General features: G+C 62.5%; 19 protein-coding genes. 8 read left to right on the top strand and 11 right to left on the bottom strand.

What is annotated here, in order from left to right:
* The first annotated feature begins 32 nt into the window (after positions 1 to 32).
* Positions 33 to 2,057: a hypothetical protein gene (locus XcodCFBP4690_RS10110; RefSeq protein ID WP_146091873.1), complete on the top strand. Its 2,025-nt coding sequence runs from the start codon at positions 33 to 35 to the stop codon at positions 2,055 to 2,057.
* A 69-nt stretch (positions 2,058 to 2,126) separates the two neighbouring features.
* On the opposite strand, the gene XcodCFBP4690_RS10115 is transcribed toward XcodCFBP4690_RS10110, so the two are convergent.
* The 9 genes from XcodCFBP4690_RS10115 to XcodCFBP4690_RS10155 form a co-directional block, all read right to left on the bottom strand.
* A complete protein-coding gene (locus XcodCFBP4690_RS10115) occupies positions 2,127 to 2,519 on the bottom strand; it encodes a GtrA family protein (RefSeq protein WP_104540825.1) in 393 nt (130 codons plus the stop codon).
* The gene (locus XcodCFBP4690_RS10120) at positions 2,516 to 3,811 is read right to left on the bottom strand and encodes an NAD(P)/FAD-dependent oxidoreductase (protein WP_104540826.1); all 1,296 of its coding nucleotides are present in this window, start codon (positions 3,809 to 3,811) and stop codon (positions 2,516 to 2,518) included. Before XcodCFBP4690_RS10120 ends, XcodCFBP4690_RS10115 begins: the two co-directional genes overlap by 4 nt.
* Positions 3,812 to 3,834: 23 nt before the next feature.
* Positions 3,835 to 4,779 (bottom strand): NAD-dependent epimerase/dehydratase family protein, encoded by a 945-nt coding sequence (locus tag XcodCFBP4690_RS10125; protein WP_104540827.1) that lies wholly within the window; start codon positions 4,777 to 4,779, stop codon positions 3,835 to 3,837.
* A gap of 1 nt (position 4,780) precedes the next feature.
* Positions 4,781 to 5,509 carry an SDR family oxidoreductase gene (locus tag XcodCFBP4690_RS10130; RefSeq protein WP_104540828.1) on the bottom strand — a complete coding sequence of 243 codons (729 nt, stop codon included), beginning with the start codon at positions 5,507 to 5,509 and terminating at the stop codon, positions 4,781 to 4,783.
* A gap of 2 nt (positions 5,510 to 5,511) precedes the next feature.
* Entirely contained in the window at positions 5,512 to 6,813 is a 1,302-nt protein-coding gene (locus XcodCFBP4690_RS10135; protein ID WP_104540829.1) for an FAD-binding oxidoreductase, read from the bottom strand.
* A complete protein-coding gene (locus XcodCFBP4690_RS10140; protein WP_104540830.1) occupies positions 6,813 to 8,201 on the bottom strand; it encodes a UbiA family prenyltransferase in 1,389 nt (462 codons plus the stop codon). The genes XcodCFBP4690_RS10135 and XcodCFBP4690_RS10140 overlap by 1 nt, the downstream gene beginning before the upstream one ends.
* Before the next feature lie 103 nt (positions 8,202 to 8,304).
* Positions 8,305 to 9,291: a lysylphosphatidylglycerol synthase transmembrane domain-containing protein gene (locus XcodCFBP4690_RS10145; RefSeq protein WP_104540831.1), complete on the bottom strand. Its 987-nt coding sequence runs from the start codon at positions 9,289 to 9,291 to the stop codon at positions 8,305 to 8,307.
* A gap of 15 nt (positions 9,292 to 9,306) precedes the next feature.
* Positions 9,307 to 10,251: an electron transfer flavoprotein subunit alpha/FixB family protein gene (locus tag XcodCFBP4690_RS10150; protein WP_104540832.1), complete on the bottom strand. Its 945-nt coding sequence runs from the start codon at positions 10,249 to 10,251 to the stop codon at positions 9,307 to 9,309.
* Positions 10,251 to 10,997 (bottom strand): electron transfer flavoprotein subunit beta/FixA family protein, encoded by a 747-nt coding sequence (locus XcodCFBP4690_RS10155; RefSeq protein WP_104540833.1) that lies wholly within the window; start codon positions 10,995 to 10,997, stop codon positions 10,251 to 10,253. The genes XcodCFBP4690_RS10150 and XcodCFBP4690_RS10155 overlap by 1 nt, the downstream gene beginning before the upstream one ends.
* A 232-nt stretch (positions 10,998 to 11,229) precedes the next feature.
* On the opposite strand from XcodCFBP4690_RS10155, the gene rfbB reads away from it, so the two are divergent.
* The 5 genes from rfbB to XcodCFBP4690_RS10180 all read left to right on the top strand — a co-directional run bounded on the left by rfbB (position 11,230) and on the right by XcodCFBP4690_RS10180 (position 16,178).
* A complete protein-coding gene (rfbB, locus tag XcodCFBP4690_RS10160) occupies positions 11,230 to 12,285 on the top strand; it encodes a dTDP-glucose 4,6-dehydratase (protein WP_104540863.1) in 1,056 nt (351 codons plus the stop codon).
* Between the two features lie 55 nt (positions 12,286 to 12,340).
* Complete coding sequence (rfbA, locus tag XcodCFBP4690_RS10165; RefSeq protein ID WP_104540834.1) at positions 12,341 to 13,228, top strand: glucose-1-phosphate thymidylyltransferase RfbA; 888 nt, start codon at positions 12,341 to 12,343, stop codon at positions 13,226 to 13,228.
* Positions 13,225 to 13,782, top strand: coding sequence for a dTDP-4-dehydrorhamnose 3,5-epimerase (gene rfbC, locus XcodCFBP4690_RS10170; RefSeq protein WP_104540835.1), 558 nt, complete (start codon positions 13,225 to 13,227; stop codon positions 13,780 to 13,782). Before rfbA ends, rfbC begins: the two co-directional genes overlap by 4 nt.
* Positions 13,779 to 14,678: a dTDP-4-dehydrorhamnose reductase gene (gene rfbD / locus XcodCFBP4690_RS10175; protein WP_104540836.1), complete on the top strand. Its 900-nt coding sequence runs from the start codon at positions 13,779 to 13,781 to the stop codon at positions 14,676 to 14,678. The genes rfbC and rfbD overlap by 4 nt, the downstream gene beginning before the upstream one ends.
* Before the next feature lie 333 nt (positions 14,679 to 15,011).
* Positions 15,012 to 16,178 (top strand): nucleotide sugar dehydrogenase, encoded by a 1,167-nt coding sequence (locus XcodCFBP4690_RS10180; protein ID WP_104540837.1) that lies wholly within the window; start codon positions 15,012 to 15,014, stop codon positions 16,176 to 16,178.
* A 288-nt stretch (positions 16,179 to 16,466) separates the two neighbouring features.
* On the opposite strand, the gene XcodCFBP4690_RS10185 is transcribed toward XcodCFBP4690_RS10180, so the two are convergent.
* Entirely contained in the window at positions 16,467 to 17,870 is a 1,404-nt protein-coding gene (locus tag XcodCFBP4690_RS10185) for a mannose-1-phosphate guanylyltransferase/mannose-6-phosphate isomerase (RefSeq protein WP_104540838.1), read from the bottom strand.
* Positions 17,871 to 17,916: 46 nt separating this feature from the next.
* A complete protein-coding gene (locus XcodCFBP4690_RS10190) occupies positions 17,917 to 19,263 on the bottom strand; it encodes a phosphohexomutase domain-containing protein (protein WP_104540839.1) in 1,347 nt (448 codons plus the stop codon).
* A gap of 134 nt (positions 19,264 to 19,397) precedes the next feature.
* Here XcodCFBP4690_RS10190 and XcodCFBP4690_RS10195 point away from each other — a divergent pair, with 134 nt between their 5' ends.
* Positions 19,398 to 20,129, top strand: a complete 732-nt coding sequence (locus tag XcodCFBP4690_RS10195; protein WP_104540840.1) for a CoA transferase subunit A — start codon at positions 19,398 to 19,400, stop codon at positions 20,127 to 20,129.
* Entirely contained in the window at positions 20,129 to 20,758 is a 630-nt protein-coding gene (locus XcodCFBP4690_RS10200; RefSeq protein ID WP_104540841.1) for a CoA transferase subunit B, read from the top strand. The genes XcodCFBP4690_RS10195 and XcodCFBP4690_RS10200 overlap by 1 nt, the downstream gene beginning before the upstream one ends.
* Positions 20,759 to 20,786 lie beyond the last annotated feature (28 nt).

Below are 20,786 nucleotides of genomic sequence, written 5' to 3' on the forward strand. Positions count from 1 at the left end.
CGATAGCGCGCGGCGGAAATGCCAGGAGCACCATGATTCGCAAACGCCCCTCCACCACAGCTCTGCTGTCCGTCGCCGTTTTCGCGGCGATCGTTGCTGCTGCTCTGTTCGCCAAGGCGTCGTTCTTCTTTCACGACGATGTACTGCCATTCACCGACTACGCGTCTAACGACATCCTGGTGACCTGGGCCAAGGACTGGCTACTGTGGCACGGTAACTACAGTCGGGTGGGTTTCTACCACCCCGGTCCGTTCTTCTTTCAGCTCATGGCGTTGTCGGAGATCGCGTTTCATGACACGTTGCCGATCTTCCACACACCGTTTGCCGCGCAGGTCTTTGCGACTTTGTGCATCTGCGCATGCGCGATCGCGTTGGTGTCTGCACTGCTGCATAAGCTGACGGGCCATGTGTCCACTGCGCTGGTCGGTACGGCCGCTTACGCAATCGTGCTGCTGCTGGCCAAAGCCTACAGTTTGAGCGCGCCGTGGCCTCCGTTTCTCTACGTGACAGCATCCACCGTCCTGAGCGTTGGATTGTGCGGTTTGCTGCTCAGAGGCTGGCGCTGGCTGCCATGGTTGATTCTCGGCGCCGGTGCAATGGTACATGGCCATGCCAGCTTTGTCGGGCTGGTTCCGGTCATCTGCGTCGTTACGGTCCTGGGTGCCGCCCTTGCTATGCGCTTGCGCTGGCTGCCGAGACCATCTGTCACAATTCCGCCCACATCGACGGTCGTGGTCAGCCTGGCGCTGATCGTGCTGTTCCTGTTGCCTGTTTCGCTGCAGACATTCAATTATTGGCCGGGAGAGTTTCCCAAGTATTTCGCTTTCGCCGGGCACCGCGCGCCCAATCCAGCATTTGCCGTGGTGCGCTATGTATTCGATTTCATGCCGCTCTGGGGCATCGTGCTCCCACTGGTTGCGCTGGGCGCCTGGTTGATGCGTGGTACGGAGAACGCGCGTGCGGTTCTCGTCGGGCTGCTGGTGCTGGCAGCTGGTCTGGTCGCGGCACTGTTGTATGGACGCAAAGGCGTGGACGATCTTCAGTATCGTTATCTGGAATACTGGTTCGTGCCGTTCTACGCTATCCTGGTGGCGATTACCGCCGCTTGCATGATCGAGTGGTCGCAACGGGCGCATCGCGCTGCCAGTGCCGTCATCGCCGTCTTCGCGATCGGTGGTGTCGTGTATCTGGGATCCCAGTCCGAGGAATTGCTGCAGAATCCCGCGTCGGTGAGCGAAGCTCCATATCGGAATGCCTTGCAGGCCATCACCGCCAGCGCAGGTGGCAAGGTCGTCGAACTGTCAATCGATCGAGAGGGCGGCTGGGATGTGGGCTGGTCGGATACTGTGTCGCTACTGGCATACGCTAACCGCGTGGGGCATGGCAAGGCGCAGATGTGTATCGCTCCAGAGTCCTGGCATCTCCTGTTCCATACACAGTACCGGTGTCCCGAGGCAGGTCGGCGCGCTCAGGTGTTGGTTAGCGGCAAATTCTATCCCGAGCGCAAGCAGATCGTCGCAACCACCAATGCGCGCTACTACGTCGGCGATGGTAGCCACGCGCTGGTCAGGGAGCCTGGATCGGGCAGAGCGGGTGACGAGTCACTGAGGTCGGATCTGAAATTGAGCGCGATGGACGTGGCCATCGCGATGACGCTGCAAGGGGAGCCGCTCTTGGAGAAGGGAACCGGAACGGTGTCGATGCGTATACGCATCGACAATCGCGGCGGGACATCATTGGCGGGCCGCGGCCAGTATCCTGTCAACCTCGCTGTCGTGCAGTTGCCGAATGGCAGGGGCGGTACTGATGCGATGCCGCGCGTTGAAGTGCAGCGCATTCCTTTGCCGGGAGTAGCACCGGGAGCCGCGGTGGAGATGCCGCTGACGGTGCCGCTGTCCCGCTTCGCGAAAGGTGCGGTGGTCCGACTGGAGTTGGTGCAGGAAGGCGTGGCCTGGTTCACCTACGACTACGGTTTGCCGCCGCTGGATATTGGTCCATTGCAGACGTGCAAGGATCAGCCCGAGCGCCTGTGCGAAGGAGCGGTGCTGGTTCGGTAGGGCCGGCGCCCTTCTGCTTTAAGAAAAAACAGCGCGTGACGCGATGTGTGGATCCGGCAATCGGTGCCTTCACTGCGCCCGAAACGAAAGATACTTGTGACCGACGAAGCTGGTGAACACCGGGAACACGACACCAATGGCGTGCGCCAAGGTTTCGGCCGTGTCGCGGCCTGGCAGCCAGAGGGTCAACCAGCGAGAGAGCAGAAGGCTGATCACCACCGTCTGTGCCACGGCAAACAGATTGATCAGCACGAACCACGCCACTTGCGCACCCACTGAATTGGTGGGGTTTTTGAAAACAAATGCACGGTTGAGTAAGAAAGCGGTGATCATGCCGATGATGTAGGCGATCACGATCGCTGGGACGTAAGCCAGCACATGGCTCAGTACGATACGCGAACCGAAATTCGCCGCGGCGGCGATGCCGCCAGCGGCGAGAAACAACACGACCTGCCGCTTCATCCGTTCATCGCCTCGGCCGCGAGTTGCTGCGCGGTGGCGATGCTCTCGTTGATCGAGCGGTCTTCCGGATAGTAGTAGGCCGTATCCGCCATGTAGAAGCCGCGCAGCGGTGTCTTCATCGGCGGCAGCATGCCCTGGAATCCGGGCGGACAGATGGTTTGCGCATATTCGTAGCGATGGCAATGGGTTGCGCGGATCCACTCCCGCTTGAAGTCTGGATTGATCATCGGCAAGTAACTGATGACTTCGTCGATCAACCGCTGGTTGCTCCACTGCCACTTCGGGTGGGTCTTGGGCATGTAGTAGGGCGCATACACTATGTGCTCGCCAGGGCCATTGCCGGGGTTGAGATTGCTGTACTCGATCAGGCCTGGGATGGCGATCCGGTCGTCGCTGATGTTCATCCAGAAATTTTCGCTGATTGGTTGGGACAGCTTGAGGATCACGCAGGCAACCGGAATATTCTCGATTGCGCCGATCTGGTCGGCGAAAGCCTTCGGCAGGCCGGGCACCATCCTGGGTACGTACTGGATCGGCGCGGTGGACACCACGCCGTCGTAGGCTTGGTGGCCGTCGCGGGTGCGGATGCCGGTGACCTTGCCGTCGGTCGAGGCGACCTCGTCGATCGGTCGTGACAGCAGGATTCGGCCGCCGAGACGTGCAACTTCTGCCGCCATGCGTTCCAGCAAAACGGCCGAGCCGCCCTCAAGATAGCCCATGCTTTCGTTAAGAAGATTGCGCCGCGACAACGCCACGCGCTTAATGCGGGTGCCGATCCACGAGGCGGACAGGTCGTTCTGGTACTCGAAGAACTTCAGAGCGAACGCCTTCTCCCACATTACCTTGTAGGCTTTGGGGCCGATCCAGTGGGTGATCCAGTCGCGCGCGTTCTCCTTGTCCAGCGCAGTCCAGTCGCTGATGCCCTTGGTATGCATGACGTGCAGGGCGTAGCGGATCTTGTCGACCAGACCCAGATGCGGGAAACCCAGCAGAGCGAACGGCGTCCCCCATTTGTGCAGCTTGCCCTGATAGTAGTAACCCATCTTGGTGTCGGTCCAATGCAGGCGGTCGGACAGCTTCAGGTCCTTGAGCAGCTTGAACAGCGGGAAATCGGTCTTGCAGATGAAGTGGTAGTAGCGCTCGATGCGCAGGCCGTCGAAATCGAAGTCCGCTGACATGCCGCCGATGCGGTCGTCGCGTTCGTACACGTCGACCTGGTGGCCCTTCTTCAGCAGTTCCATGGCGGCCATCAGGCCCATTGGGCCGCTGCCGACGATCGCGAATGTACTCATAGTTTTAAGTCTCGTATGACGGTTCAGCGCTTGAGCACAATATGGCTGTAGCGCGGGTCGGTATAGCTTTCGCGGATCGCGTCCTCGAACGGCGTTTGTCGCACTCCGAACACCGCTTCGGTATCGACGCCCTTGAAGTCGTCGCCGGCGCTGAGCGCCTTGAGCTGGTCGGCGGTGAATGGTGGCTTAGAACTGAAAAGCGAATACACCCGCAGCAGAAAGGCGAAGAAGCCGATCGGGATATGCAAGATCAGGGTATGCAGTTTTTTAACCCGCTTGATCGTCTTGATGATGTCGACGTAGTCCACGCGCGTATCGCCAACGATATCGTAGACATCGCCGTCGGGCTCGCGTTCGATGCACTTGGCGATGCAACGGCAGAAATCGCGCTCGTACAGCGGCTGGCGCATGAAGCGGCCATCGCCCGGAATCGGGAACACCGGCGTCCTGGCCATGAAGCGCGACAGCCAGCCGAGGTGTTTAGGATCGAACCAGCCGAACATCAGGGTTGGGCGTAGCACGCAGTGGCGTAGGCCGCTGGCGACCACCATCTCTTCCTGTGCGCGCTTGGTGTTGGTGTAGTCGTCCTTGGCCACCGAGTTCACCACCGAGGAGCTGATGTGCACCAGATACGGCACCTTCGCCGCGCGGCAGGCATCGAGTACGTGCGCGGTCGCAGTCAGATTGTTGCGGGTGAATAGGTCAGTGGTCTTGCCGGTGATCTGCGCGTGCAACTGGGCGACGCAGGCTGCACCCTCGAACTCGCGTGCCCAGTCGCCGGGCTCGGCAAGGTCCGCCTGCACCACGCGCACTGCCGGGTGCAGCTCGCGCAGGATCTGCAGGTTATGCGCGTGTTTGTCGATCGCTACCAACTGGGTGTAGCCCTGCTGTTCGAGTTCGACGATTAGGTTCTGGCCGACCAGGCCCGCGGCGCCGGTGATGACGATCTTGGCGTGTTTGTCCGTCATGTCAGAGCTTGATCCTGCGAAAAATGAATTCCGGGATATTCTTGATTACCAGCATGATTCCCCACCAGAAACCAGGCAGGTAAGCCACAGCGCGACGGCTGTCCACTGCGCTGAGTATCCCCTTGGCAATCTGGTCCGGCTTTGCCCACAGTGCGCCCTTTTTGAAGGCCGCAGTCATGGGGGTGTCGACGAAGCCCGGCTTGATCGTGAGGACGTTGATGCCTTGCGGGCACAGGCGTTGTCCCAGGCCGCTCAAGTAGGCGCTCACGGCGGCCTTGGCACTGCCATAAAGGTAGTTGCTGGCTCGGCCGCGATCTCCCGCCACAGAAGAAATGACGGCCAGCGTGGCACCCGACGTCAGTCGCGGCACAATCGCTGCGCACAGCGCAATCGTGGAGGTGCCGTTGGTGGCGAATTCGCGTAGCGACAGTTCGACCGATGCGTCACACGCAGCCTGATCCGGCAGCGTGCCGTGTGCGATCAAAACGACATCGACACCGCCCAAAGCAGCCCAGGCTGCATCCAGAACTTCGCCATGATGCGCATTGTCGTTGACATCCAGCATGCCGATGCTGCTTCGCGCGCCGCGGATGGTGAGGTCAGCCGCAATTGTTTCCAGGCGCGCGGCCTGCCGGCCGAGCAGGTGGATGGCCGCCCCGCGTGCGGCGTAGCGTCGGGCGGTTGCTTCGGCAATGGCCGAGGTGGCCCCGATGATGAGGACGCGTTGCATGTCTACTCCGTGACCCGGCGCCAGAAGCCGGAAGAAAAACGTGGGTCGAGATAGCTGCCGAACTCGCGCCAGCGGCCATAGGCACGCTGAAACGACTGCGCTGTCATACGTGCGTCCTTGGCAGGGTACAGAGCACCACCGGCCTCGTCGACGATGCGGTCCAGTCGCTCAAGCAGGCGGAAGACGTCAGGACCGGTATTGGGAAAGTCCAGTGCCAACGTCGTTCCCGGCCTCGGGAAAGACAGCATGCCGATGGAGTGCGTGTTGCCGAACTCTTTCAGCACTGCCAGGAAAGAGCCGCTGCCGCTACGCGCGATCTCGGCAAGTAGCGCGTCGACCCCGTCCCGTGCGGCTGCAGGCGGTAATACACATTGATATTGCAGAAAGCCGGACGGGCCGTACATGCGGTTCCAGTCACGGATGCCGTCCAGCGGGTAGAAAAAGGGCAACAGGTGGCTGACGAAGCGTTTGCGCGGAGCGGGCTGGCGCCAGTAATAAAGCGCATTGAAAGGCCGCAGAGATAACTTGTTTACCAACGAAACCGGTGGCGTAACAGGCATAGACAAGCCTGCGCCTGGCGTTGTCGGTCGCTCTTGGGCAAGTCCGGTGCAATGATCAGCGCGAGTAAAGTGCCCGCGTCCGCGCGCCTTGCCACTTGCCAGACAATCGATCCAAGCCACGCTGTACTCGTGGCTTTCGGCAGATGACGCCGACAACTCGAAGAATTCATCGAGTGAGCCGAAGCGGATGTTCTCTGCTTCCAGCGCGGGACTGCCGACACGGCGCAACTGAATTTCCGCCCAGGTGATCAGGCCGGTCAGGCCCAGCCCTCCCACCGTGGCCGCAAACCAGAGATCGGCGTCGTCCGGGGTGCATAGCCGCCGCTCGCCGTCGCTGCGCAACAGCTCGAATGCGCGCACATGATGGCCAAAATTGCCAGTACGATGATGGTTCTTGCCGTGCACGTCGTTGGCGATCGCACCGGCGACGGTGACGTAGCGCGTGCCGGGCGTCACTGGCAGAAACCAGCCTTGCGGCAATACCAGCTCGATGATCTCTGCAAGGGTGACTCCCGCCTCACAACGCAAGACACCATTACCTGGATCAAAAGCGATGAATCGATCAAGCCCACGTGCGCACAGCAGTGCACCATCCGGGTTCAGGCAACTGTCGCCATAACTGCGTCCATTGCCACGAGGCAGGGCATGGCCGTCGAATGCCGGCAGGCTTGCCGCGCGATCATGGACCGGTAGCAGCGTCTGGTGTGCTCTGGGATAGCGCCCCCAGGACTGCCCCGCTGCCATCAGATGGCGCTCAAGGCAAACAACCCGCACAACACGACAACAATCTGGCTTACGCGATCGGTGGCAGCGAATACGATAGGGTCATCATGCATCTCCCCCCGATGGGCGATGATCCAGACCCGGCTCACCCAGTACAGCAGCACCGGACACACCAGCCATAGCAGCTTGGGATTGCGGTACAGCGCCACGCTCTCGGGGCTATTGATGTACAGCGCCATCACCATCACCGCGATGTAGCCAGCCGCTGCACCCATCGACTGCAGTAACGAGAGGTCCTCGACCGAATAGGCGCGGCCACTGGCCTTGGTCTTGCCGCTGCTCAACATGGCATGCAGTTCGGTGTACCGCTTAAGGAGGGCCAGCGACAGGAACATGAACATCGAAAATGCCAATAGCCAGAACGAGAGTTCGACGCTGATCGCCATGGCGCCGCCGATGATGCGTACGGTGTAGAGCGCTGCGAGCAGTACGACGTCGATCATCACGATGCGTTTCAACCGCAGTGAATACGCCAATGTCATGACGTAGTAGGCGATCAGTACCAGGGTGAACTCGATGCTGCATGCCAGCGACAGCAGGAGGCCGGCTACGGTCAGCGCGGGGGCAACCAGCAGACCCTGCAAAAGAGGAAGTCGACCTGCCGCGAACGGGCGCTTGCGCTTGCGGGGGTGCTGGCGGTCAGGCGTCAGGTCCAGCAGATCGTTGAGCACATAGACGCCGGAGGCGCATAGCCCGAACGCCACCAGCGCAATTGTGGATTGCACCACCGATTCCAGATTCAGGAAGCGGTGCGCGGTCAGCAAGGGAACGAACACCAGCAGATTCTTCAGCCACTGATGCAGGCGTAACGCCTTCAGCCATGCACGGGCGCGCGGCGGCGCCGGCCAATGCGCATGCACGGTCGTCCGCTGCGCAGCGGCCTTGGCAAGTGCGACGCCATTGTTGACGACCCAGGCGCCACCGGCCCTTTCCCACACGTGTAAATCCACACTGCCGTTGCCTGCGTAATCGAAATTGCCCTGACCAAACGCGTCGACTAGCACATCTGCCTTGTTGCGACCAGACAGGTTGCGTCTGCCATCACTGGCGATCACCTGCTCGAAGAGGCCCAGATGGTCTGCAATAGGCTTCACCAGGAGTGCGTCGGACGCCGTGCACAGCACGCGCGGGCGTTGCGTCGTAGTGCGCAGCAGCTCCAGCACCTGGTGGTTATAGGGCAGGGTCTCCGCAGGCAGGGCGACGCGGGAGGCAAGTTCCCGCTTCAACGCCGCTTTACCACGCAAGAGCCACAGCGGCAGCAAGAACAGGTACAGCGGATTTCGCGCCAGCAGAGCCAGCACCGATTCGTAGAGGATGTCGGAATTCAAAAGCGTGCCATCCAGGTCCACGCAAAGGGCGCGCCCCGAAACCGCCGGACGGGTGGAGCTGCTGGTAGGGGCGGACATCGACTGCCTGGCGATCCATTGCGGGGTCGCGATTATACCCAGTCGATCAACCGGCTTCTGCCCGTGATGCAAATTCTGCGATCAGCATGGCCGCTGCGCCGACGACAATGGCGTACCAGAGCGTGACCAGGCGGGCTGCGACGGCGACCGCAATCGCGTCCGGGGTGGAGATCCCAAGCCGATTGAGCATCAACACGATGGCCAGCTCGGTCGTGCCCACGCCACCGGGGACGAACGACAGCGCACCAATGAGCATCGCGAGCGGATAAATACCAAGCGCGACCATGAGGTCCAGCTGCAAGTCCATGCCAGCGCACAGGCTTACAAAGACCGCCGATGTCAGCCCCCATGCGACGCATCCTGCGAGCATGCTTTGCCCGAATGCGCGCAGATCCAGGCAACTGCGCAGCTCCAAGGCTGCCGCTAGGCAGAAGCGGACCATGCATCGCAACCAGCGACCGGGAAGGCGCTCGGTCACGCGTGTCAGAGCATTCAGCAGCGCAGGCCACGCCGCCGCCCCGAACAACACGCAAACAAATCCCAGCACCACGGCGACCAGGGCGCCCAAGGTCGGGAACACCGACGCAGCCAGTAACGACAAAGACAGGATGACCAGCAGATCGGATGCGCGCTCGAAGACGAAGACGCCCAATGTGCGCTCGGCCGGGATGCCCATGCGCGCGAAATAGCGAATCCGCATCAGTTCGCCGGCCTTGCCGGGCGTTGCGGTCAGTGCAAAGCCCGCCAGATAGCCAGCCAAGCCAGGTAAAACCGGTACGTGATTTCCCTTGCGAAGGAGGAGCCAGCGCCAGCGCCAATACCGGAACAGATACGTGATGGAGACCGGCACAATTGCAAATGACATCAAAGGCCAGGCGCCCTTCAGCCGTGAAAAGGTCCCGTTTCCGTGGTCCACCCAGACCAATACGGCGACGTACCCGGCACACAGCAGGAAAACGAAGGCTGCCAGATAATCCAAGCGGTGCCGCAGTCTTGCGGCACCGTCGATGCTGGGAGGCGAAGGTGAAGCCATTGCAGCAGACGGGCCTCAGCCCAGTGCAGCCTCCAGCTCCGGGAGCAGTGCGAACAAATCCCCCACCAACCCGATATCGGCGATCTCGAAGATCGGCGACTCCGGGTCCTTGTTGATCGCCACGATGGTCCCCGCGTCCTTGATGCCGGTCAGATGCTGGATCGCGCCGCTGATGCCGATGGCCACATACAGTTCAGGGGCGATGATCTTGCCGGTCTGGCCCACCTGCAGCTCGTTGGGCACATAGCCGGCATCGACGGCAGCACGCGAGGCGCCCACGGCGGCGCCGAGTTTGTCGGCCAGGCTATAGATGTGCTTGAAGTTCTCTGCCGAGCCGACGCCGCGGCCGCCGGAGACCACGCGCTTGGCGCTCTGCAGGTCAGGACGATCGGAGCTGCCGGCCGCCAGGCCGATGAAGCGGCTATGCGTCGGCAGGGCGGCGTCGACCGTAACGGCCTCGACCGTCGCACTGCCACCCTTGGCCGCTTCCGGCCAGGAAGCGCTGCGAACCGTAGCGACCACGATCTGTTCGGCCGGTGCCTTGACGGTGATGATGGCGTTGCCGGCGTAGATCGGGCGCTTGAAGGTATGGGCGTCCTCGACTGCCATCAGGTCGGAGATCTGGTTGACGCCAAGCAGCGCCGCAACCACCGGCATCAGATCCTTGCCGAAGGTGGTGGACGGGCCGAAGACATGGGTATAACCCTGACCGGCCAGCTGGGCGATCTGTGGGCCCAGCACCTGGGCGATGGCGTGTTCGTTGGCGGCGTTGGCCACGGTCAGCACGCGGGAGACACCGGCCAGCTGCGCGGCCTGCGCTGCAACGGCGGCCGGGTCGGCTGCCAGTACGACCACATCAATGGACTCAGCAGAGATCGCCTGCGCGGCGCTCAGGGTCTTGGCAGTGGCCGCATTGAGCTGGCCGTTGAGATGTTCGGCGACGACTAGAACCTTGGTCATTACAGCAACCCCTTCTGCTTGAGTGCGGCCACCAGTTCGGCGGCGTCCTTGACCATGACGCCACGGCTGCGCTTGGATGGCGCCGCATAGTGGGTAGTGGTCAGGCTGTCGTGCGCATCGACGCCCAGGTCGGCAAATGCCAACGTTTCCAGCGGCTTGCTCTTGGCCTTCATGATGTCTGGCAGCTTGATGAAGCGTGGCTCGTTCAGGCGCAGATCGGTGGTGATCACGGCGGGCAGGTCGACTTCCAGCGTCTCCAGGCCGGCATCCACTTCCCGCGTGACGGTGGCCTTGCCATCGGCGACCACCAGCTTGCCGGCGAAGGTCGCCTGCGGCCGGCCCCACAGCGTGGCCAGCATCTGGCCGGTCTGGTTGGCATCGTCGTCGATGGCCTGCTTGCCCAGAATGACCAGATCCGGCTGCTCCTTCTCGACCAACTTGAGCAGGGTGCGCGCGGCGGTCAGTGGCTGGATGGCGGCATCGGTGACCACATGGATGGCGCGGTTGGCGCCCATGGCCAGGCCGTTGCGCAGATGTGCCGCGGCATCGGCCGGGGCTAGCGTGGCGACCACGACCTCGCTGGCGATGCCGGCGTCGCGCAAGCGCAGCGCTTCTTCCAGGGCGATTTCGTCGAACGGGTTGGGCGAGAGCTTGACGCCCTCGGTGACCACGCCGGAGCCATCCGGCTTGACCTGAATGCGGACGTTGTAGTCCACCACGCGCTTGTAGGCGACGAGGATTTTCATCGTGTACGAGATCCTTCAGCTATTGCGGGAAGGCCCGGCCGCGGCGGCAGGCTCGGGAGTGGGGCCATTCTACCCGGGGAGAGCTCACCATGCGATGGCGTATGGATGGTTGGGTACTTGAACGTCCTTCCGCTTGGCGTGCGCGGATGTTCCTTAAGGCTTGCGCGGCATCCAGCATATATCCTGTGTGGTTATCGAGCCGAGCGCGGCACGCAATCAGGAGAATGTGGCAGTGGCAACTTGGCTTGTAACCGGCGGTGCCGGCTTCATCGGCGGCAATTTCGTTCTGGAGGCGGTTGCCCGCGGTGTCCGGGTGATTAATCTGGATGCTCTCACTTACGCTGGCAACCTGAACACTTTGGCATCGATCGAGAACAATCCGGACCATGTTTTCATCCGGGGCGACATCGGCGACCGCGCGCTGGTGACGAGGATACTGGCTGAGCACCGTCCCGACGCGGTGCTGAACTTCGCCGCTGAAAGCCATGTGGATCGCTCGATCGACGGTCCCGGTGCGTTCATCCAGACCAACGTGGTAGGCACGCTCGCCTTGCTCGAGGCAGTGCGTGACTACTGGAAGGCGCTACCTGATGGGCTCCGTGCCGCCTTCCGGTTCCTGCACGTTTCCACCGACGAGGTCTATGGCTCGCTGGGTGAAACAGGCAAGTTCACCGAAACCACGCCCTATGCGCCGAATTCGCCGTACTCGGCATCCAAGGCGGCGTCGGACCATCTCGTGAGAGCGTTCCATCATACCTACAGTCTGCCGGTACTCACCACCAACTGTTCGAACAACTACGGTCCGTATCACTTTCCGGAAAAACTCATCCCGTTGGTGATTGCCAGAGCTCTGGCCGGCGAGTCTTTGCCTGTCTACGGAGACGGCAAGCAAGTGCGCGACTGGTTGTTTGTGAGCGACCACTGCGAGGCGATCCGTACGGTGCTGGCGAAGGGCCGGGTTGGTGAGACCTACAATGTCGGCGGCAACTCCGAACGCCAGAATATCGAAGTGGTGCGGACCATCTGCATGCTGCTCGACCAGCAGCGTCCGCGCGAAGACGGCCGCCCCCGCTCAAGCCAGATCACCTATGTCACCGACCGTCCTGGGCACGATCGCCGCTATGCGATCGATGCGTCCAAGCTGAAGGATGAGTTGGGGTGGGAGCCTGCTTATACCTTCGAGCAAGGCATCGGACTGACGGTGGAATGGTATTTGAGCCATGAGGCCTGGGTGCAGGGCGTGCTGGATGGCAGCTATCGCTTGGAGCGCATCGGCGCAACAAACTGATGGGCGCCCCTGGCGCTCAGCGCGTGTATTCGTAACAAGCAAAGGAAACGACTTCGTGACGCAACGTAAAGGCATCATCCTGGCAGGCGGATCCGGTACACGCTTGTACCCGATCACCAAGGGCGTCAGTAAGCAGCTATTGCCGGTGTACGACAAGCCGATGATCTACTACCCATTGAGTTTGCTGATGCTCGCGTGTATCCGCGACATTCTGATCATCAATACTCCGCACGAGCAGCCGCTGTTCCAGTCGCTGCTGGGCGATGGTTCCCAGTGGGGTGTCAATATCCAGTACGCCGTGCAGCCCAATCCTGACGGCCTGGCGCAGGCCTATCTGATCGGTCGCGAGTTCGTCAACGGCAAGCCGAGTTGCCTGGTGTTGGGCGACAATATCTTCCATGGGCACGGCCTGACCGAGACCTTGCGCCGCGCGGATTCGCGTGAGCGGGGTGCAACTGTCTTCGGTTACTGGGTGAACGATCCGCAGCGCTATGGCGTTGCCGAATTCGACAAGCATGGCAAGGTGGTCAACATTGCCGAAAAGCCTGCAAATCCACGTTCCAACTACGCAGTCACCGGATTGTATTTTTACGATGGGATGGCCAGTGACTATGCGGCCTCGCTGCAGCCGTCACCGCGTGGCGAACTTGAGATCACCGATCTCAATCGATGCTACTTGGACTCGGGCAATCTGCACCTGGAACAATTGGGCCGAGGCTATGCCTGGCTGGATACGGGAACGCACCAATCATTGCACGAGGCCTCCAATTTCATTGAGACGATACAGGCACGGCAGGGCCTACAGGTCTGCTGCCCAGAGGAAGTGGCTTTTGGACAAGGATGGATCGATGCCGGTCAGCTGGAACGTCTTGCTGCGCCGCTGTTGAAGAATGGGTACGGGCAATATCTTCATTCACTCGCTAAACGCGGAGTTGTTTCTTGAAAGTGATAAATACAGGGTTGCCGGGCTGCATGCTGATCGAGCCGGCGGTGTTCGACGATGGGCGCGGATACTTTTTCGAGAGCTGGAATGCCGAGCGCTTTGCCAAGCACGGGCTGCCTGCGAGTTTCGTTCAAAGCAACGTTTCAAGTTCATCGAAAGGAGTTCTCCGCGGCCTGCATTATCAGTGGCCACGTCCACAAGGGAAGCTAGTCAGCGTGCTGGAAGGCGAGGTCTATGATGTCGCCGTCGACATCAGGCGCGGCTCTCCGCATTTCGGGCAATGGGTGGCCGCGCTATTGAGCGCAGAGAATAAGCGTCAGTTCTGGATTCCGGAGGGTTTTGCACATGGCTTCGCTGTGTTGTCCGAGAGCGTGCTCTTCAGCTATCTCTGCACGGACGTGTATGTCAAGGAAGCTGACGCAGGTGTGCGCTGGGACGATGCGGCAATCGGGATCGACTGGCCGATCAGCGATCCGGTGCTCTCGGCCAAGGACGCCGCGGCGCCGTTCCTGGCCGATGTGCCGAGCGAGCGTTTGCCGGTGTTTACGCCATGACCACGTTGGTCCTGGGGGCCAATGGACAGGTGGGTACGGAATTGCTGCGGGCGTTGGCGGGCGATGGCCCGATCCTGGCCAGCACTCGCAGTGGCCGGTTGCCCGATGGTGCAGTATGTGAAATGGCCGACTTCGATGCGCCGCAAAGTCTGGCGGCGTTGCTGGACCGGCTTGCGCCCACGACCGTCGTCAACGCAGCCGCCTACACCGCCGTCGATCGTGCCGAGCAGGAGCGCGATGCGGCTTTCCGCGCAAACGCCGAGGCGCCGGCGGTCATTGCGCAATGGTGTGCGCGTGCCGGCGTGCCGCTGGTCCATTATTCGACCGACTATGTCTTCGATGGGCAGGGCGCTCGCCCCTATCGGCCCGACGACGCCACTGCGCCGCTCGGCGTGTACGGGCAGAGCAAGCTGGCCGGCGAACAGGCGGTGCAGGCGGCCGGCGGCCGTCATCTGATCTTCCGCACCGCCTGGGTCTATGCGGCGCACGGGCACAATTTCCTGCGCACGATGCTGCGCGTGGGAGCCGAGCGCGACGTGCTGCGCGTGGTCGCCGACCAGATCGGCACGCCGACGCCGGCCGCGCTGATCGCCGATATCACCGCGCACGCGCTACGCCAGCCCGGTGAACCCTCCGGCCTGTGGCATCTGACCGCTGCGGGGCAGACCACCTGGCACGGATTCGCCGAAGCCATCTTTGCCCAGGCGCATGCGCGCGGCTTGCTCGCCCGCGCCCCGCACGTGGAAGCGATCAGTACCGCCGACTATCCAACGCCGGCCATGCGGCCTGCTTATTCGCGGCTGGATACCCACAGCCTGCAGGACACCTTCGGTGTGCACCTGCCCGCCTGGCAGGACGGACTGAGCCGGGTGCTGGACACGCTCGCCAACGATTGAGCCTCTTCAGTGCGTGATTGGCCGGTGCGGCTTCAGCACTGACTCATAGCTTGCACCTCGCTTCGGCTACCATCTGGGACTGGTTCGCGCCATGCCGACGAGCTGCTCCGTGCAGGTCGCGGCTGGCGTGGATGTGCCGCTGGAGCGGGTGCGACGCGCGATGCACGGGCTTGACGCGCGCGCGCTGCATCGCATCGGTCGGCACCGTGCAGGTTTTCGCGTGTCCCCCAGCGGGCGCGCCGGCCCCAGGCGGGCGCGGCCGCACCGTCATCACGCCATGGCCTGCGTGCAGCGCGCTGCATCCTCCCCCATCCAAAATCGCAAGGAATTCCAATGAAGATCGCTGTCGCGGGTACCGGCTATGTCGGTCTGTCCAATGGCGTGTTGCTCGCCAAGCGCCATGAAGTGGTGGCGCTGGACATCGTCGAGGCCAAGGTCAAGCTGATCAACGAAGGCCGCTCGCCGATCGTCGACAAGGAACTCGAGGCCGCGTTGGCCGAGGGTGGCCTGAACTTCGAGGCCACGCTGGACGCCAACGAGGCGTTTGCCGGCGCCGAGTTCGTGATCATCGCCACGCCCACCGACTACGATCCGGACACCAATTACTTCAACACCAGCTCGATCGAGGTGGTGATCGCCAAGGTGCTGGAGATCAATCCGCAGGCGACGATGGTGATCAAGTCGACCATTCCGGTCGGCTATGTGGCCAAGCTGCGCGCGCAGTTCGGCACCGACAACATCATCTTCTCGCCCGAGTTCCTGCGCGAAGGCCGGGCGTTGTACGACAACCTGTACCCATCCCGCATCATCGTCGGCGAACGCTCGGCGCGCGCGGAAACCTTCGCGCGGCTGCTGCAGGAAGGCGCGCTCAAGCCCGACGTGCCGGTGTTGTTCACCGAGCCTACCGAGGCCGAGGCGATCAAGCTGTTCGCCAACACCTACCTGGCGATGCGGGTGTCCTACTTCAACGAACTGGACACCTACGCGCTCACCCATGGGCTGGACAGTCGTCAGATCATCGAGGGCATCTGCCTGGATCCGCGCATCGGCAGCCACTACAACAATCCATCCTTCGGCTATGGCGGGTATTGCCTGCCCAAGGATACCAAGCAGTTGCTGGCCAACTACCAGAGCGTTCCGCAGAACATCATCCGGGCGATCGTCGATTCCAACACCACCCGCAAGGACTTCATTGCCGCCGACGTGCTGCGGCGCAATCCCAAGGTGGTCGGGATCTATCGCCTGATCATGAAAGCCGGCTCGGACAACTTCCGTTCGTCCAGCATCCAGGGAGTGATGAAGCGCCTCAAGGCCAAGGGCGTGGAGATCATCGTGTACGAACCGACGCTGAGCGATCCGGAATTCTTCCGCTCGCGCGTGGTCAACGATCTGGAGACCTTCAAGCGCGAGGCCGACGTCATCATCAGCAACCGCATGGCCGACGCGCTGCATGACGTGCAGGACAAGGTCTACACGCGCGATCTGTTCGGCGACAACTGAGCAGGGCAGGCGCCAGGTTCTGCTGGAAACGCCACTCGTCCATGCCGTCCAAGAGGTTCACGCGATGCGGCGCTGCTTGCCGCCTCGCAGGCAGGCGCCGCTTGGCTTTCCTGACGGTACCCAAGTGCGGGCGATGCAGTTGCGTCGCCCGCACGCACGGGTGTGCAATGCAGCCTGCGACCTTTGATCTGCCACGCGTAGCGCGGTGCAATCGAAAGTGAATCGCAGATAACGCAAGACGGCGGCCATGGGCCGCCGTCGATCTTGCCGTCTACGTCGAGCGCGTGATCAGGCCCGGCCGTAGGTATCCTCGAAGCGCACGATGTCGTCCTCGCCCAGATAGCTGCCGGACTGCACTTCGATCAGTTCCAGCGGCAGCTTGCCCGGATTGCGCAGGCGATGGGTCACGCCGAGCGGGATGTAGGTGCTCTGGTTTTCGGTCAGCAGTAGAACTTCTTCGCCACGCGTCACTTCTGCAGTGCCACTGACCACGATCCAGTGTTCGGCGCGGTGGTGATGCATCTGCAGGCTGAGCACGGCACCGGGCTTGACGGTGATGCGCTTGACCTGGTGACGCTGGCCCATGTCGATCGAGTCGTACGCGCCCCACGGGCGATACACCTTGCGATGCCAGGTCGCCTCCGAACGGCCGTCGGTCTTGATCCGGCCGACCACCTCCTTTACTTCCTGGATGCGATCGCGGTGTCCGACCAGCACGGCATCCGGCGTCTCGACGACCACCACGTCTTCCAGGCCGACCATGGCGATCAGGCGCGAGCCGTAGGCATAGGTATTGCGACAATCCAGCTGGATCACGTCGCCATGATGCGCGTTGCCCTGGCCATCCTGCTCGGACACATCCAGCAGCGACGACCACGATCCGACATCGTTCCAGCCAGCATCCAGCGGCACGACGACCGCATCGGCGGTTTTTTCCATCACCGCGTAGTCGATCGAATCCGACGGGCTGGCCGCGAACGCGTCCTTGTCCAGGCGGGTGAAGTCGGCATCGCGCTTGCCGTTCTGCCATGCGGTCTGGCACGCATCGGCGATGGCGGGATGGAACTTGCGCAGTTCTTCCAGGTAACGCGAGGCGCGGAACAGGAACATGCCGCTGTTCCAGTAGTACTCGCCGCTGGCGAGATAGCTCTGTGCAGTGGCGAGATCGGGTTTTTCGACGAAGCGCTCCACCGCGCTGACCCCATTGTCAGCGCCGGCCTTGATGTAGCCGTAGCCGGTTTCAGGTGCGGTTGGCTTGATGCCGAAGGTGACCAGCTTGCCCTGTGATGCCGCTTCAGCTGCAACTTTCACCCCAGCTTGGAATGCAGCCTCGTCACCGATCACATGGTCCGACGGCAGCACCAGCAGTAGCGGGTCGGCGCCATCGCGCGTGGCCTCCAGCGCAGCAACTGCAATCGCCGGCGCGGTATTACGGCCCTTGGGCTCCAGCAGGATGGCAGAGGGCTTGACGCCCAACTGCTGCAGCTGCTCGGCGGCCATGAAGCGATGCTCCTCGTTGGCCACGACGATGGGTGCGTGCCCTGCGACGGGCGCCGCACGCAGCCAGGTGGCCTGCAGCATGCTCTTGTCGCCGACCAGCGGCAGGAACTGCTTGGGGTAGGACTCGCGGGACAGCGGCCACAGGCGCGTGCCGGAGCCGCCGGACAAGATAATCGGAAGGACGTCGCTCATGAGCGGGGGAAACTCCAGTGCGTCAAAGGTGGGGGAGAATGGTAGATCAGTCGCGCAGCAAGTCGGAAATCTCTCGCGTGCGGCTTTCCAGCAGTGCGGCATCGCCGCGCGTTTCCACGTTCAGACGCAGCAGCGGCTCGGTGTTGGAGCTGCGCAGGTTGAAACGCCATTGACCGAAATCGGCACTGATGCCGTCGGTGTAATCCAGCTCCGGCGACAGGTCGGCGTAATGCGCCATCACGCGGGCAACAGAGGCCTTGGCATCGGCGACCTTGAAGTTGATCTCGCCGCTGCAGGGGAATTTCTGCATGCGCGCTTCGACCAGATCGGCCAGCGAGCGGCCGGACTGCGACACCAGCTCGGCGATCAGCAACCACGGGATCATGCCGGAGTCGGCGTAGGCAAACTCGCGGAAATAGTGGTGCGCGCTCATCTCGCCGCCATACACGGCGTTCTCGCTGCGCATCTTTTCCTTGATGAAGGCGTGGCCGCTCTTGCACAGCACCGGGATGCCGCCGGCCTCTTCGACCTGCTCGACCGTGTTCCAGGTCAGGCGCGGGTCGTGCACAACCTTGCCGCCCGGCTGCTTGGCCAGGATCGCCTGCGCCAGCAGGCCGACCAGGTAATAGCCCTCGATAAAGCGACCGGTATGGTCGAAGAAGAAGCAGCGATCGAAGTCGCCATCCCAGGCAATGCCGAAGTCCGCACCGTGATCCTTGACCGCCTTGGCGGTGGCATCGCGGTTCTCCGGCAGCAGCGGGTTGGGGATGCCATTGGGGAAATTGCCATCGGGCTCGTGGAAAACGCGCACGAACTCGAACGGCAGGTGCGGGGCGAGCAGGTCCACGATCAGGCCGGCGCCACCGTTGCCGGCGTTCACCACCAGCTTGAGCGGCTTGAGCGCGCTGCGGTCCACATAGCTGAGCAGGTGCTCCAGGTACGCGGTCTTGTCGGTGCGGCTGTGCTCGTTTGCGGTGGGCTCGCCGGGTGCGGCGGTATCGGACGCGACCGTGTCGCGGATCGCGAACAGGCCGGTGTCCGAACTGATCGGACGCGCCTGCTCGCGCACCAGCTTCATGCCGTTGTAGTCCATGGGATTGTGGCTGGCGGTCACCATCACGCCACCGGCGGCCTTGAGGTAATCGGTCTGGAAATACACCTCTTCGGTGCCGCACAGGCCGATGTCGATGACCTCGCGGCCGCTGGCACGCAGGCCGGCTGAAAGCGCTTCCTGCAACGCCGGGCTCGCCAGGCGCACGTCGTGGCCCAGGACCACAGGCCCCTGATCCAGCTGCGCCGCCAGCGCCACGCCGATGCGGCGGGCCAAGTCCTCGTTCAGTTCATCCGGCACGCGGCCGCGAATATCGTAGGCCTTGAAGGCGGGTAGCGTCATGGGCAAATCCTGGTGTGGGGAACACCCGAGTTTAGCGGGTGCGCCGTGTCTTGGGTGTGGCGGAATTGCGACCGGGGACAGGGAACAGTCAGCGGCTAGAATGGCCGCTTCACATCAGCGAGGTGAGGGCGGTGATGCGCGACGATGGACGTGGTGCGGCAGGCGGCAAACGCCATGCCGATGCCAAGGCGGCGCTGGACGGGGTGTTGGCCGATGGCCAGACCCTGGCGGTGGGCGGCTTTGGATTGTGCGGAATCCCCGAGGCGCTGATTGCGGCCGTACGCGATAGCGGGGTGAGTGGGTTGACGGTGATCTCCAACAACGCCGGAGTGGATGGATTCGGGCTGGGCCAGCTATTGGCCACCCGCCAGATCCGCAAGATGATTTCGTCCTATGTCGGCGAGAACAAGGAATTCGAGCGCCAGTATCTGGCGGGCGAACTGGAGCTGGAATTCAACCCGCAAGGCACCCTGGCCGAGCGCCTGCGCGCCGGCGGTGCGGGAATTCCCGCGTTCTACACGGCCACCGGCTACGGCACCATCGTGGCGCAGGGTAAGGAAACCCGCGAGTTCGCCGGCAAGCACTACGTGCTGGAGACCGCATTGCAGGCCGACGTCGCCCTGGTCAAGGCGTGGCGTGCCGACACCGCCGGCAACCTGGTGTTCCGCAAGACCGCGCGCAATTTCAACCCGGCCTGCGCGATGGCCGGGCGCATCTGCATTGCCGAGGTCGAGCAGATCGTGGAGCTGGGCGCGATCGATCCGGATCAGGTGCATCTGCCGGGCATCTATGTCGATCGGCTGGTGCTCAACCCCGCACCGGAAAAACGCATCGAACAGCGCACCGTGCGCAAGGGAGACAACTGATGGCCTGGACCCGCGATCAGATGGCCGCGCGTGCCGCACGCGAGCTTACCGATGGCGCCTACGTCAACCTGGGGATCGGTCTTCCCACGCTGGTGGCCAATCACATCCCCGAGGGTGTGGATGTGTGGCTGCAATCGGAAAATGGCCTGCTCGGTATCGGCCCGTTTCCGACTGAAGACGAAGTCGATGCGGACCTGATCAATGCCGGCAAACAGACAGTGACCGCGCGCGACGGTGCCAGTTACTTCGGCAGCCATGATTCGTTCGCGATGATCCGGGGTGGCCATATCGACCTGGCGATTCTGGGTGCGATGCAGGTCACCGACCGCGGCGATCTGGCCAACTGGATGGTGCCCGGCAAGATGGTCAAGGGCATGGGCGGGGCGATGGACCTAGTGGCCGGGGTCAAGCGCGTGGTGGTGCTGATGGAGCACGTCGCCAAGGACGGCAGCCACAAGATCCTGCGCGAATGCGACCTGCCGCTGACCGGCGTCGGTGTGGTGGATCGCATCATCACCGATCTGGCGGTGTTCGATGTCGCTGCCGACGGCTTGGTGCTGGTGGAGGCTGCAGACGGAGTGGAGATTTCAGAATTGCGCAGCAAGACCGGCACGGATTTTCGGAGCTGAGAGCGAGGCGATGTGTTCCACCAGCAGC

It is taken from the genome of Xanthomonas codiaei (genome assembly GCF_002939785.1).
In the GTDB taxonomy this organism is placed as follows: domain Bacteria; phylum Pseudomonadota; class Gammaproteobacteria; order Xanthomonadales; family Xanthomonadaceae; genus Xanthomonas; species Xanthomonas codiaei.

What these genes read in the sequence shown, in the direction of transcription:
- XcodCFBP4690_RS10110 (WP_146091873.1), top strand. Translation starts at nt 33, where the DNA reads ATGATTCGCAAACGCCCCTCCACCACAGCTCTGCTGTCCGTCGCCGTT.
- XcodCFBP4690_RS10115 (WP_104540825.1), bottom strand. Translation starts at nt 2,519, where the DNA reads ATGAAGCGGCAGGTCGTGTTGTTTCTCGCCGCTGGCGGCATCGCCGCC.
- XcodCFBP4690_RS10120 (WP_104540826.1), bottom strand. Translation starts at nt 3,811, where the DNA reads ATGAGTACATTCGCGATCGTCGGCAGCGGCCCAATGGGCCTGATGGCC.
- XcodCFBP4690_RS10125 (WP_104540827.1), bottom strand. Translation starts at nt 4,779, where the DNA reads ATGACGGACAAACACGCCAAGATCGTCATCACCGGCGCCGCGGGCCTG.
- XcodCFBP4690_RS10130 (WP_104540828.1), bottom strand. Translation starts at nt 5,509, where the DNA reads ATGCAACGCGTCCTCATCATCGGGGCCACCTCGGCCATTGCCGAAGCA.
- XcodCFBP4690_RS10135 (WP_104540829.1), bottom strand. Translation starts at nt 6,813, where the DNA reads ATGGCAGCGGGGCAGTCCTGGGGGCGCTATCCCAGAGCACACCAGACG.
- XcodCFBP4690_RS10145 (WP_104540831.1), bottom strand. Translation starts at nt 9,291, where the DNA reads ATGGCTTCACCTTCGCCTCCCAGCATCGACGGTGCCGCAAGACTGCGG.
- XcodCFBP4690_RS10150 (WP_104540832.1), bottom strand. Translation starts at nt 10,251, where the DNA reads ATGACCAAGGTTCTAGTCGTCGCCGAACATCTCAACGGCCAGCTCAAT.
- XcodCFBP4690_RS10155 (WP_104540833.1), bottom strand. Translation starts at nt 10,997, where the DNA reads ATGAAAATCCTCGTCGCCTACAAGCGCGTGGTGGACTACAACGTCCGC.
- rfbD (WP_104540836.1), top strand. Translation starts at nt 13,779, where the DNA reads ATGACCACGTTGGTCCTGGGGGCCAATGGACAGGTGGGTACGGAATTG.
- XcodCFBP4690_RS10180 (WP_104540837.1), top strand. Translation starts at nt 15,012, where the DNA reads ATGAAGATCGCTGTCGCGGGTACCGGCTATGTCGGTCTGTCCAATGGC.
- XcodCFBP4690_RS10185 (WP_104540838.1), bottom strand. Translation starts at nt 17,870, where the DNA reads ATGAGCGACGTCCTTCCGATTATCTTGTCCGGCGGCTCCGGCACGCGC.
- XcodCFBP4690_RS10190 (WP_104540839.1), bottom strand. Translation starts at nt 19,263, where the DNA reads ATGACGCTACCCGCCTTCAAGGCCTACGATATTCGCGGCCGCGTGCCG.
- XcodCFBP4690_RS10195 (WP_104540840.1), top strand. Translation starts at nt 19,398, where the DNA reads ATGCGCGACGATGGACGTGGTGCGGCAGGCGGCAAACGCCATGCCGAT.
- XcodCFBP4690_RS10200 (WP_104540841.1), top strand. Translation starts at nt 20,129, where the DNA reads ATGGCCTGGACCCGCGATCAGATGGCCGCGCGTGCCGCACGCGAGCTT.